The organism is Streptomyces sp. NPDC031210 (genome assembly GCF_055570395.1).
In genome coordinates this window covers 163,909-176,498 of record NZ_JBVIHH010000013.1, presented here as the reverse complement: position 1 = coordinate 176,498, position 12,590 = coordinate 163,909, and the positions used below count along the sequence as shown (strand labels likewise).

At 73.1% G+C, this 12,590-nt stretch carries 7 protein-coding genes; 6 read left to right on the top strand and 1 reads right to left on the bottom strand.

The window, feature by feature from the left end; genetic code table 11:
- Positions 1-184: 184 nt before the first annotated feature.
- On the bottom strand, positions 185-2,347 hold the full coding sequence (locus ACZ45Z_RS23765; RefSeq protein WP_468365768.1) for a RecQ family ATP-dependent DNA helicase: 2,163 nt from the start codon (positions 2,345-2,347) through the stop codon (positions 185-187).
- Between the two features lie 141 nt (positions 2,348-2,488).
- Between ACZ45Z_RS23765 and ACZ45Z_RS23760 the strand changes: the two genes are divergently transcribed.
- From ACZ45Z_RS23760 to ACZ45Z_RS23735, 6 genes are all read left to right on the top strand, one after another.
- On the top strand, positions 2,489-4,174 hold the full coding sequence (locus ACZ45Z_RS23760; protein WP_468365765.1) for a DUF4192 domain-containing protein: 1,686 nt from the start codon (positions 2,489-2,491) through the stop codon (positions 4,172-4,174).
- Positions 4,175-4,278: 104 nt separating this feature from the next.
- Positions 4,279-6,396: a glycogen debranching N-terminal domain-containing protein gene (locus ACZ45Z_RS23755; RefSeq protein WP_468365762.1), complete on the top strand. Its 2,118-nt coding sequence runs from the start codon at positions 4,279-4,281 to the stop codon at positions 6,394-6,396.
- Between the two features lie 48 nt (positions 6,397-6,444).
- Positions 6,445-7,209 (top strand): NUDIX hydrolase, encoded by a 765-nt coding sequence (locus tag ACZ45Z_RS23750; protein WP_468365759.1) that lies wholly within the window; start codon positions 6,445-6,447, stop codon positions 7,207-7,209.
- Positions 7,210-7,407: 198 nt separating this feature from the next.
- Entirely contained in the window at positions 7,408-9,435 is a 2,028-nt protein-coding gene (locus ACZ45Z_RS23745) for an ABC transporter ATP-binding protein (protein WP_468365755.1), read from the top strand.
- Positions 9,436-9,555: 120 nt separating this feature from the next.
- On the top strand, positions 9,556-10,548 hold the full coding sequence (locus ACZ45Z_RS23740; RefSeq protein ID WP_468365752.1) for a FadR/GntR family transcriptional regulator: 993 nt from the start codon (positions 9,556-9,558) through the stop codon (positions 10,546-10,548).
- Between the two features lie 392 nt (positions 10,549-10,940).
- Entirely contained in the window at positions 10,941-12,497 is a 1,557-nt protein-coding gene (locus ACZ45Z_RS23735) for an RNA polymerase sigma factor (protein ID WP_468365749.1), read from the top strand.
- The last annotated feature ends 93 nt before the right edge of the window (positions 12,498-12,590 follow it).

Sequence of the window (12,590 nt, the reverse complement as noted above, 5' to 3'; positions counted from 1 at the left end):
ATGGCCCTGCCGGACCGCGGACGGCCGGTACGGGGATGCGACGTCAATTCTTGCGGTCGCACACGCATGCGGCAACGAGCAATTCCCACGCACAACCCGGAATCGCCCGGTGCGTCACCTAAATACTTGCCCGCCGCATCGGCCTCTGATACCCGATGGCCCCCGTCATCTCCGCTCCGACGGTTCACCCCTGTACGGCGAGGACCAGCGGAAACACCCCGTCGGCTCCCGCCCGGCGCAGCAGCCGGGCAGCCACGGCCAGCGTCCAGCCCGTATCGGCGTAGTCGTCCACCAGCAGGACCGGGCCACCCGCCGACGCCAGCGCCTCCGCCAGCTCCGGCGGCACGCTCAGCGCACCGTGCAGGGCCCGCAGCCGCTGGGCGCTGTTGCTCCGCGGAATCCTGGCGGCGTCCTCGTCATGCGCCGACGTCACCGTGCCCAGGAACGGCATCCTGCCGACCGTGGAGATCCGCTCCGCGAGCGAGTGGATGAGCTGCGGACGGGAACGGGAGGCGACACACACGACACCCACCGGGCGGGCCGGCGCGTCCGCCGCGCCCGAGGCCCAACCCCCGGGCCCCTTCGCCCAGTCGGCGAGGACGGTGACCACCGCCGCGGCCACATCGTCGGGGACCGGGCCGTCCGGGGCCTGCGGCGCGAGCATCGGGCGCAGACGGTTGCCCCACCCGATGTCGGAGAGCCGGCCCAGCGCCCGGCCGGTCGCGGCCAGCTCTCCCGCCGGGATACGTCCCTTGAGATCGACGCCGATGGCGGGCAGGCCCGTGGGCCACATCCGACGGGGCTCCACCTCGACACCAGGGCGGCCCAGCTCACCGCGCGCCGCGTCCAGCGACGCGGCGGACACCTCGGTGGTGAACCGGGCGCCCGCGCAGTTGTCGCAGCGGCCGCAGGCCACCGCCGCCTCGTCGTCGAGCTGCCGGCGCAAGAACTCCATCCGGCAGCCCGTCGTGGTGGCGTAGTCGCGCATGGCCTGCTGCTCGGCTTCCCGCTGGCGCGTCACCCACGCGTAGCGTTCGGCGTCGTAGGACCACGGCCGGCCGGTGGCCGTCCAACCGCCCTTGACCCGGTGCACCGCGCCGTCCACGTCGAGCACCTTGAGCATGGTCTCCAGCCGCGAGCGGCGCAGCTCCACCTGCGGCTCCAGCGCCGGCAACGACACCGGCCGACCGGCCGCCGCCAGCACCTCCAGCGTCCGGCGCACCTGCTCCTCGGGAGGGAACGCCAGCGACGCGAAGTACTTCCAGATCGCCTCGTCCTCACGACCGGGCAGCAGCAGCACCTCGGCGTGCTCGACCCCGCGCCCGGCACGCCCCACCTGCTGGTAGTACGCGATGGGCGACGACGGCGACCCCAGGTGCACCACGAACCCCAGGTCGGGCTTGTCGAACCCCATCCCGAGCGCCGAGGTCGCCACCAGCGCCTTGACCCGGTTGGCGAGCAGATCGTCCTCGGCCTGCTGGCGGTCGGCGTTCTCCGTCTTGCCGGTGTACGAGGAGACGGTGTGTCCCCGGTGCCGCAGAAACGCCGTGACCTCCTCGGCCGCGGCGACGGTGAGGGTGTAGATGATCCCCGAGCCCGGCAGTTCGTGCAGATGGTCCGCGAGCCAGGCGAGGCGGTGCGCGGCGTCCGGCAGCGGCAGCACGCCCAGACTCAGGCTCTCCCGGTCCAGCGGACCGCGCAGCACCAGGGCCGCGCCGCCCTCACCCGTCCCCAGTTGCTCGGCGACATCGGCCGTCACCCGGGCGTTGGCCGTGGCGGTCGTGGCCAGCACCGGCACCCCGGGCGGGAGGTCGGCGAGCATCGTGCGCAGCCGTCGGTAGTCGGGCCGGAAGTCGTGGCCCCAGTCGGAGATGCAGTGCGCCTCGTCGACCACCAGCAGACCGGTGGCCGCCGCGAGCTTGGGCAGCACCTGGTCGCGGAAATCGGGATTGTTCAGCCGCTCGGGGCTCACCAGCAGCACATCCACCTCGCCCGCGGCCACCTCGGCCTGGACGGTGTCCCACTCCTCGGTGTTGGAGGAGTTGATCGTGCGCGCGCGGATCCCGGCCCGCGCGGCCGCCTCGACCTGGTTGCGCATCAGCGCGAGGAGCGGGGAGACGATCACCGTCGGGCCGCTGCCGCGCTCGCGCAGCAGGGCGGTCGCGACGAAATAGACGGCGGACTTCCCCCAGCCCGTGCGCTGCACGACCAGGGCTCGGCGGTGGTCGGCGACCAGCGCCTCGATCGCCCGCCACTGATCTTCGCGCAGCCGGGCCTTGCCGTCGGGGTGCCCGACGAGTCGGGTCAGGACGGCATCGGCCGCGGCACGCAGATCGTCGTTGCTCATGCCCCCATGCAACCCGATGCCACTGACAAAGCGCGAACTTCCCTCCGGAGCTGTGGATAACCGGGCCTGTGGATAACCGCGTCACCCGAGAGTTATCCACAGGGGTCGCGGCGGGACGGACCGACGCGGGATCTTCGAGCCATGAATCCGCACAGCGAACCGCCCAAGTCCGCCCGCACCTCTCACAACGCCTCCGGCACGAGCCGCCCCACCCAGCCCAGCACCGCCCCCGACGCCGCGCCCGGCCGTCCCGAGCCCGCCGAAACCCCCACCCAAGCCGATGCCACCAAGCCCACCAAGCAGCCCCCCAACCCTTCCGACCCCACCACCCCTCCCGCCGCGTTCGTGCCTTCCCAACCGTCCGGGCAGGCGGGCCGCGCACATTCCTCCCCGCCCGACGACACCCTCCCGGACACCACCGAAGCCCAGGTGACCCTGCGCAGCGCGGCCGAGCTCGCCGACGCACTGCCGTATCTGATGGGCTTCTATCCGGACGACAGCGTGGTTCTGGTAGCGCTCCACGGCCGGCGCGGACGCTTCGGTGGCCGGGTCAGGCTCGGCATTCCCAAGGACACCGCCCAGTGGCCGGATGTCGCCGACCAGCTCGCCGACTGCCTGGTCTCCGCGGGCAAGGACCGCGATGCCCGCCCCGACGGCATCCTCGTCTTCCTCTGCCAGGAGCCCGCCGCGGGGGAGAGCGGCAAGGACGTCAAAGACCGTCTCCGCCCCCTCGCCCAGCGGCTTCGCACCGCCTGCGGCGCGCTCGACGTGCCGGTCCTGGAAGCCCTGTGCCTCTCCAACGGCCGCTACTGGTCCTACTGCTGCCCCGACTTCCGCTGCTGCCCCGCCGACGGCACACCCATGGTCATGCCCGGCACCTCGGTGATGGCCGCGGCCGCCGCGTACGCCGGAATGCGGGTGCGCGGCTCACTCAAGGAAATGGAAGCCCGGCTCACACCGCGCACCGGACGCCGGGCGGCCGAACAGGAAAAGGCCCTCGACGCCGCGGCCGCCGCGCTGGTCCCGCGCATGCTCCGAAGCGACGGCGCGGTGCGCGTCCGGCGCGACACCCTCCGCCTGGCCGAAGCGATGATCCACCGCTTCCGGCTGGACACCCCCGCCGGCAGCGACCGGGCCCGGGACGCCTGCGACGACGCGCTGCTCACCGACGGAGAAGCCGCCGAACTCGTCCTCGGGCTCCAGGACCGGGTCACCCGTGACCGGGCCGCCGAGTGGATGGACGGTTCCGCCGCCGCGCCGGCCCTCCGCCTCTGGCGCGCCCTCGCCCGCCGCTGCCCCGGCGGCTACCTCGAACACGCCGTGGCACCGCTCACCCTCGCCGGATGGGTCTGCTGGTCGACGGACGACGTGCCCTCGGCGCGGATCGCCCTCAGCCGCGCCCTGTCCATCGACCCCGACTACCTCTTCGCCCAGTTGCTGCACCGCGCCATCAACGACGGCCTCGACCCCGACCCGCTGCGCCGCTGTCTCCTCGAACAGCGGACCGACGAGGAACGGGCAGCGGAGGAGCGCGCAGAGAACGAGCGTGCAGACGAGGAGCGCGCAGACGAGGAGCGGGCGAAGGAGAAGGAGCGGGCGAAGGAGAAGGAACGGGTATCGGAAAGCGGTGCGCCGGCCGGTTCCGTCAGCGCAGCCCCTCCGGCCACCGGCCAGACACCGCCGCCCGCCAAGCGCCGCTCGGCGGGGCGCGGGGGCGCCGCCGAGCGGCCCCGCGCACCACGCGGCAGCACGGGCCCCGGCACCCGCACGACCGGCGGCCGAGCCAGGCGCCGGGCGGGCCAGGAAGATGGCCGGAGTCGGCGGTGAGCGCGCCGTCGCGGCGCGGCCGGCGTGACCTGGATGCCGACCGGGCCGTTCAGCTCTGTGGCGCAGGCCGTACGAAGCCCCGACCACACCAGGGAGCGCAGAGCGTGCCAGGCATCGTCCCCACCACACAGCCGGCCCGTCGGTCACCGGGAGAACGGCGCCCCACCCCGCCCCCGGCCCCCCAACCCCAACCCGTCCACTCCGCCCTCGTCTGTGTGGCCCTCCCGGCCCTCGCCGTCTCGTCCCCCTCCGGACAGCTCACCGGCCAGGGCCTGGACGGCTACTACCGCGACGGCCTGCGGATCCTCTCCCGCTGCGAACTGCGCGTCGCCGGCGGTGAACCGCTCATCGTCCAGTCCAGGCTGCTCGGCGCGGACCGCGCGCGGTTCATAGGCACGGTCCGCAGGCCCGGCGAACGCGGACCGGATCCGGAGATCCACATGGAGCGGCTGAGGTCCGCGGACGGCATCGAACGCATCACCTTCCACAGCAGCGCCGCCCGGCCCGTTCGGCTCCCGGTCGAGATCCGGCTCGGCACCGACCTCGCGGCGCTCGGCGCCGTCGCCGTCGGCCTGGCGGGCGCCGAACTGCGGCCGGCGGTACACGGCCCGGGCCTGCGCTGGCCCGGGCCGGACGCCCACGTGGTGGCCACCGTAACGCCCACCCCCCAGGACGCCGTGGCCTCTGCCGGCCTGCTGCGGTGGGAGCTGGATCTGCCGCCGGACGGCCGGCGCACCATCGAACTCCACATCCGACTCGACCGCGACGCCCCCGCACCCGACCAGCCCACGGCCGTCACCAGGCTCCGCGCGCCCTTCCCGATTCCCCGCCCGCGAAGCCGGCCGATCGTGCCCCGGCCACGCGGTGACCGGCCACCGCTCCCCTGGGGAGCCGCACGCCTGGAGTGCGACGACCCACGGGCCGACGCGCTGCTCGCCACCAGCCTCGACGATCTGCGCGGCCTGCTGCTGCGCGCACCCGGCGCGGCATCAGATGTCTACGTCGCCGGCGGATTCCCCTGGCGGTGCGGCCTCGCACCCGCCGAAGCACTGTCGACCGCCCGGATGACCCTGCCGCTGGGCACCAGGCTCGCCGCCGGCACCTTGCGCGCCCTCGCCCGCACCCAGCACACCGCGGGGGCGGATTCCGGCCGAATTCCCGGCGCCTTAAGAGACGCGGGACCGCACGCCCCGCCCCGCTGCACCGCCGCCGAAGCCACCCTCCTGTTCCCCACCCTCCTCGCCGAAGCCCGCCGCTGGGGCCTGCCCCAACAGGAAACCGAGCGGCTGCTGCCCGCCGCCGAGCGCTGCCTGACATGGCTGCGCCGAGCCGCCGCGCGGTCACCGGCCGGCCCCCACCACGGCTACGTCCCCGACCCCGCACCCGACGGGCCGTACCGCTGCGAAACCCAGGCCCACGCCCACCGCGCCGCCCTGCTCGGTGCCGACCTCCTCGACGCCTTCGGCCGACCTGACGCGGCAGCACTGCGCGAGTGGGCCGCCGACCTGCGCACGCGGTTCCGCGACGACTTCTGGCTGGAGGACCACGGGGGCGGCCGGCCCGCCGCCCTCCTCACCCGCGACGGCCGACGCCTGCCGCACCTCGGCTCCACCGCGGCGCATCTCCTCGACACCGGCCTCCTGGGCGGCGGAACCCTCGCCCCCGGCCTGCTGGACGCGGCACAGACCGGCCGGCTCGCCAGGCTGCTGGGCAGCCCCGCCCTGGACTCCGGCTGGGGCCTGCGCGCGCTGGGCACCAACGAGAACGGCTACAACCCCTTCGGGCACCGCAGCGGAGCGGTCCGCGTCCACGAGACGGCGATCGCCGCGGCCGGGCTGGCGGCAGCCGGCCACGACAAGGAAGCCGCCGCCCTGACCCGGGGCGTCCTCGAAGCGGCGGCCGGCTTCGGCTACCGCCTCCCGGAGATGTACGCGGGCGAACAACGCACCGCGGACGGCGAGGCCCCCGTCCCGCACCCGGCGGCCTGCCGCCCCGCCGGTTCCGCGGCGGCCGGCGCGGTACAGATACTCGTCGCGCTCGCCGGCCTGCGCCCCGATGCCCCCGCCGGTACGGTCGCGGTGCGCCCGCTAGGCAGCGCCCCCCTCGGAGCGATGCGGTTCACCGGACTGAGCGTCGCCGAGGAGCCGTTCGCGGTACGCATCAGCAGGCTCGGCATGGGCATGGTGGAGGCCGCGTCCGATGGCCTGCGACTGGGTTCCTGAACCGCTTCGGGGCCTGTTTATCGTCAAGCGGACGACTATGATCGCGCCATGCCTCCCTACGACCCGTCGGCCTTCCCGCCGTTCGCCGTCACTGTCGACCTGGTCGTGCTCACCGTGCGCCGCCACGCCCTGTGCGCGCTGGCCGTGCGCCGCGGTGAGCAACCCTTCCAGGGCCGTTGGGCCCTGCCGGGTGGATTCGTCCGGGCCGACGAGGATCTGGAAGCCGCGGCCGCCCGGGAACTCGCCGAGGAGACCGGCCTGCACGCCCACGCCCCCGCGGGCCCGCCGCCCGCGTACGCCGCCCACCTCGAACAGCTCGCCACCTACGGCGACCCCAAACGCGACCCGCGGATGCGCGTCGTGAGCGTCGCGCACCTGGTGCTCGCCCCCGACCTGCCCGCCCCACGGGCCGGCGGCGACGCCCACAGTGCCCGCTGGGCGCCGGTGGAGACCCTGCTGGACCAGGACGGCGCGCTCGCCCGCGAAGGGGAGATGGCCGCCCCGCTCGCCTTCGACCACGCGCGAATCCTCGCCGACGGCGTGGAACGCGCCCGCTCGAAGATCGAGTACTCCTCCCTCGCGACAGCCTTCTGCCCCCAGGAATTCACCGTCGGCGAGCTGCGACGGGTCTACGAAGCCGTGTGGGGCGTCGCCCTCGACCCCCGCAACTTCCACCGCAAGGTGACCGGCACCCCCGGCTTCCTCGTGCCCACCGGCGGGACGACGACCCGTCAGGGAGGCCGCCCCGCCCAGCTCTTCAGAGCCGGCGGCGCCACCCTCCTCAATCCGCCGATGCTGCGCCCCGAGGTCTGACCCCGGGCCCGGACGCTCGGGCTCAGCCGGCCGGCAAGTGACACGGCGTCACCCCATCGGCCTGCGGCCACCCGGGACACGATGCCCGCCAAGCCGCCCAATTGCCAATAAATAGGACATGTAGCGTTACCTTGGCCGGGTGAGTCCTCTCGTACCGCCCGCTGCTTCCGAACGGCCTCACGCCCCGCGAGGGACGCGATGATCCAAGCCATCGGACTGACCAGCGAACCCCGTGGCGAGCACCCGCCCGCCGTCGACGACCTCACCTTCGAGGCGCGGCCGGGCCGGGTGACCGTGCTGCACGGCACCCCCGGTGCCGGCAAGACCACCGCCCTGCGCCTGATGCTCCAACTCCAACGAGGCCGCGGCGTCGCCCTCTTCCGCGGCCGCCCGCTGCACCGCGTCCCCCACCCCGCCCGCGAAATCGGCGTCGTCCTCGGCGACGTCCCCGGCGACCCCTCCCGCACGGCCCGCGGACACCTGCGCATGCTCAGTGCCGCCGCCGGAGTGCCGGCCACCCGCGCCGACGACGTGCTCGACCTCGTCGGCCTCAGCGGCCTCGCCGACCAGCGCCTGGGCGCGCTCTCCCGGGGAATGGACCGCAGACTGGGCGTGGCCGCGGCCCTCATCGGCGACCCCCACACCCTCATCCTCGACGAACCTGCCCAAGGCATCTCCCCCCGCGAGGCGGCCTGGCTGCACGGACTGCTGCGTGAGTACGCCGACCAGGGCGGCGCCGTACTCGTCACCTCACGCGACGCCAAAGAAGCGGCGCGGATCGGCGACCGCGTCGTCACCGTCAAAGACGGCCGGCTCGTCGCCGACCAGGAAGCCGCCGACTTCGCCCGCACCCGCCTGCGCCCCCGGGTCGTCGTCCACTCCCCGCAAGCCGACCGTCTCGCCACCCTCCTCCTCGACGAATCGCAGCGCGCCCACCGCGCCGACACCCCCACGGTCGGCCGCGCCGTCGAAGTCGTACGGGAGAGCGGCAGCCGCATCGCCGTCTACGGCAGCAACTGCGCAGCGGTGGGGGAGACGGCGTTCCGCCACGGCATCCTGGTGCACCGCCTCGCCGACGAGGTGGGCGACACCGCACCGCTCACCCCCCTCCCCCGCGCGGACGGCCGCCCCGGGGACCGGGCCGCCGGTGCCTCATCCCCCACCGACCCGACCCCACCACCCCAGGAAGCCGCACCCACCCCACCCCCCGGAGCCGCCCACCACCCTGCCCGCACCACCACCCCCACCACCCCCGTCGCCGACACTCCATCCGGCACTGACGCGGACTCCGGCACCCGCACGACCCCCGGCACCCGCACGACGCCCAACATCCGCACGGCATCCCACCTCCGCACCCTCCCAACCCTCAGCAGCGCGGACCCCTCGGACCGCCCGCCCCGCCCGCCACCCCCCATCACGCCCGTCACCGCACGCCTCACCATCCCCCGGCTGCCCGCCCCCGGCCCGGTCTGGCCGCTGCGTTACGAACTGAGTCGCACCGCGAACGACCGCGCCGGCGCCCGCGTAGCGGTCGCCGCCCTGCTCGCTTCCCTGGCGCTGGCGCTGCTGCTGGCCCGCCAAGGGCAGGCCCCGATGTCGCGAGTGCTCACCGGCTGGCCGCGTCAACTGCCCTTCCCCCCGGCCGCGCTGGGCACCGGCCTGCTCGGAGCGCTCGCTTTCGGCCAGGAGTTCCGCTACCCGACCCTGGCACCGGAAGCCGGCAGCGTGCCCCGCCGCCTGGGCGTGCTCCTCACCAAACTCACGGTCAGCGGCGGCACAGCGCTGGCCCTCGGCACATGCGTACTGGCCGCGAACGCGGCGACGGCCCGCCTGCTGTTCGGACGACAGGCCGTCGCCGGCCTCGCCGAATGGCCTGTTCTCGCTGCCGGTTGGGCCGCTCTGCTGGTCGGCTGTGCCTGGGCGGGCGTGCTGGCGGCCGGCGTATTCCGGTCCACCGCAATGGGATTGGCGGCGGTACTCGCCGTACCGGTCCTCGTCGTACCGCTCGTGCAACGGGTGGCGGCCGAGCCCGCGGCCCGCTCCCTGGCCGGACTGCCCGCCCGACTGGGTGCGTCAACTCTCCTGATGTGGCCTTCCGGAATCGACCACGCCGTATCGGTCGCGTTACGCCTGGCGACCCAACCGGTCGGCGGCGCAATGGCGTTGTCGCTGACCGCCCTGGTCTGCGCCTACGCCCTCACGGTGCTGCGCGGCCGGACGCGCTGACCGCCATGGCGCCTGTTTCGGTCCCCTGTTGTGGTTCTCGCTGCCCAAAAACCGCCGGAGAAAGCGCATTTCTTTCCGATAAAGCGTCAATTGCGAGATGGCGGGCGATCACCCTTTCGTGTGCTTTTCACCAAAGACCTCAAGGCCGTTCAGGGTGTCGCCGACAAAAGATGCGTGAGTACCCTTGCGCACACCATGATGACCGCGGCTCGCCCCGGCGACACCGGCCTCGCAGGCCCGGGCGAGCTTGACCGCTACCCCTATGCCGGCGCCAACGCCGCCGCCAACGCGGCCGGCGCGGACCGCGCCGAGCGCGTTGCCCCGGTCTGGGACAGCTCCGAAACAGACATGGGCCGGGCCGGCCGCCGCGCGGCGGGCAGCCGCGGCCGCGGCCTGCACGGCCAACTCGTCCAACAGCTCGGCCAGATGATCGTCTCCGGCGATCTCGGCGCCGACCGCCCACTCGTCCCCGAGGAGATCGGCCAGCGCTTCGAGGTCTCCCGCACCGTCGTCCGCGAGTCGCTGCGCGTCCTCGAAGCCAAGGGCCTGGTCAGCGCCCGCCCGAACGTCGGCACCCGCGTACGCCCGGTCAGCGACTGGAACCTTCTCGACCCCGACATCATCGAGTGGCGCGCCTACGGCCCCCAGCGCGACGACCAGCGCCGCGAGCTGTGCGAGCTGCGCTGGACCATCGAACCCCTCGCCGCCCGGCTCGCCGCCTGCCACGGCCGCGAGGACGTCCAGCAGCGCCTCGCCGACATGGTCGAGATCATGGGGCACTCCGCCGCCCAGGGCGACACCATGACCTTCGGCCGCGCCGACGCCGAGTTCCACTCCCTGCTGCTCCAGCTCGCCGGGAACCGCATGCTGGAGCACCTCTCCGGAATCGTTTCCTCCGCCCTGCACGTCTCCGGCGGCCCGGCCGGCGGCTGCGAGCGCCCGATCGAAACGTCCGTGGGCCAGCACATGCGGATCGTCGACGCCATCGGAGCCGGCGACGCCACGGCGGCCGAGTCCGCGATGCGCCAGCTTCTCGCCGCCCACGTCGAAGCCGGCGGCCAGGGTCCCGGGTCGCCCGTCGACCACGTCGTCCCCGCGCCCCGCGAGCACTGAAGGCTCGTACCCGCGCGTACGGAACGAAGGCACCGCACGGCCGTCGCCCCGCACTCCATCGGGCGCGGGGCGCGTCGCACGCGCCGCAGCAGCCCACCGCCGGATCCGGGAGGTCGCCCGGATCCGGCAAGGGAGCCTTGAGAGGGTTGCATGTCATACGACCGGGAATGGGTCGGTATGAGGTGTGACTCGGGCCACGTGGATTGGGCGTAACGCTCTTCGGGGAAGCGCGATGACTTAAGAGGTGATAGCCGAGGAGGAATACGAACCGCGTTCGTGACGCTGTTCAACTCCCCGGTTACCCCCCGCGCCGTCGGTCCATCCCCACCGGCGGTCGTCGGCTCCGATCCACAGTGGACGGGGTCGGAAGCCGTTTCCATCGTTCCGAGAGGTTGTTCGTGTCGGCCAGCACATCCCGTACGCTCCCGCCGGAGATCGCCGAGTCCGAGTCTGTGATGGCGCTCATCGAGCGGGGAAAGGCTGATGGGCAGATCGCCGGCGATGACGTGCGTCGGGCCTTCGAAGCTGACCAGATTCCGCCAACCCAGTGGAAGAACGTTCTGCGCAGCCTCAACCAGATCCTCGACGAGGAGGGTGTGACGCTGATGGTCAGTGCCGCAGAGGCGCCCAAGCGCACCCGCAAGAGCGTCGCAGCGAAGAGTCCGGCGAAGCGCACCGCCACCAAGACCGTCGCGGCCAAGCCCGCCACGGTCAAGAAGGCCACCACCGCGGCCGCCGCCCCCGTGGCGGACGGCGCGGTCGATGAGTCCGAGTCCGCGCCTGCGAAGAAGGCCGCGGCGAAGAAGGCGACCGCCAAGAAGACGGCCGCGAAGAAGACGACGGCCAAGAAGGCCACCGCGAAGAAGTCCGCGTCCAAGAAGGACGTCGACGAGCTCCTCGACGACGAGGCGACCGAGGAGACCCCGGCGCCCGGCAAGGGTGAGGCGACCGAAGCCGCCGAGGGCACCGAGAACGCCGGCTTCGTCCTGTCCGACGACGACGAGGACGACGCCCCCGCGCAGCAGGTCGCCGCGGCCGGCGCCACCGCCGACCCGGTCAAGGACTACCTCAAGCAGATCGGTAAGGTCCCCCTCCTCAACGCCGAGCAGGAGGTCGAGCTCGCCAAGCGCATCGAGGCGGGCCTGTTCGCCGAGGACAAGCTGGCGAACGCGGACAAGCTCGCGCCGAAGCTCAAGCGCGAGCTGGAAATCATCGCCGAGGACGGCCGCCGGGCCAAGAACCACCTCCTGGAGGCCAACCTCCGTCTGGTCGTCTCCCTCGCCAAGCGGTACACCGGCCGCGGCATGCTTTTCCTGGACCTGATCCAGGAAGGCAACCTCGGTCTGATCCGCGCGGTCGAGAAGTTCGACTACACCAAGGGCTACAAGTTCTCGACCTACGCGACGTGGTGGATCCGCCAGGCCATCACCCGCGCCATGGCCGACCAGGCCCGTACGATCCGTATCCCCGTCCACATGGTCGAGGTCATCAACAAGCTCGCCCGCGTGCAGCGCCAGATGCTCCAGGACCTGGGCCGCGAGCCCACCCCGGAGGAGCTGGCCAAGGAACTCGACATGACCCCCGAAAAGGTCATCGAGGTCCAGAAGTACGGCCGCGAGCCGATCTCGCTGCACACCCCGCTGGGCGAGGACGGCGACAGCGAGTTCGGTGACCTCATCGAGGACTCCGAGGCGGTTGTCCCGGCCGACGCGGTCAGCTTCACGCTCCTGCAGGAGCAGCTCCACTCGGTGCTCGACACCCTCTCCGAGCGCGAGGCCGGCGTGGTGTCCATGCGCTTCGGCCTCACCGACGGCCAGCCCAAGACGCTGGACGAGATCGGCAAGGTCTACGGCGTCACGCGTGAGCGGATCCGCCAGATCGAGTCCAAGACGATGTCGAAGCTGCGCCACCCGTCGCGTTCGCAGGTGCTGCGGGACTACCTCGACTAGCCGTACCAGCACAGAGACGCCCCGAGCCCGGTCCCTCCTTCGTGGAGAGGCCGGGCTCGCCGCCGTCCGGGTGCGGGGCGCCGCCGTTTGGCT

Coding starts and splice junctions, on each gene's coding strand:
- ACZ45Z_RS23745 (WP_468365755.1), top strand. CDS start 7,408: ATGATCCAAGCCATCGGACTGACCAGCGAACCCCGTGGCGAGCACCCG.
- ACZ45Z_RS23760 (WP_468365765.1), top strand. CDS start 2,489: ATGAATCCGCACAGCGAACCGCCCAAGTCCGCCCGCACCTCTCACAAC.
- ACZ45Z_RS23750 (WP_468365759.1), top strand. CDS start 6,445: ATGCCTCCCTACGACCCGTCGGCCTTCCCGCCGTTCGCCGTCACTGTC.
- ACZ45Z_RS23765 (WP_468365768.1), bottom strand. CDS start 2,347: ATGAGCAACGACGATCTGCGTGCCGCGGCCGATGCCGTCCTGACCCGA.